Annotated in this window: 1 rRNA gene; it reads right to left on the bottom strand. The window is 51.0% G+C overall.

The features are described from left to right. Positions 1–286, bottom strand: a 23S ribosomal RNA gene (locus JUI58_RS27475); the annotation flags it as partial.

Below are 286 nucleotides of genomic sequence, written 5' to 3'. Positions count from 1 at the left end.
CTCCTTAATCACTTAGCGATTATTTGGGGACCTTAGCTGGTGGTCTGGGCTGTTTCCCTCTTGACGATGAAGCTTATCCCCCACCGTCTTACTGGCTGAGTTTTACTTGGGTATTCTGAGTTTGCCTCACTTTGGTACCGCTCTCGCAGCCCGCAGCGAAACAGTGCTTTACCCCCCAAATAATCTCTCAACCGCTGCGCCTAAACACATTTCGGGGAGAACCAGCTAGCTCCAGGCTCGATTGGCATTTCACCCCTAACCACACCTCATCCGCCAATTTTTCAAC

This window comes from Spirulina sp. CCY15215 (assembly GCF_016888125.1).
In the GTDB taxonomy this organism is placed as follows: domain Bacteria; phylum Cyanobacteriota; class Cyanobacteriia; order Cyanobacteriales; family Spirulinaceae; genus CCY15215.
Note: the sequence above shows the minus strand (reverse complement) of the source record. Positions and strands in the feature narration are given on the sequence as shown.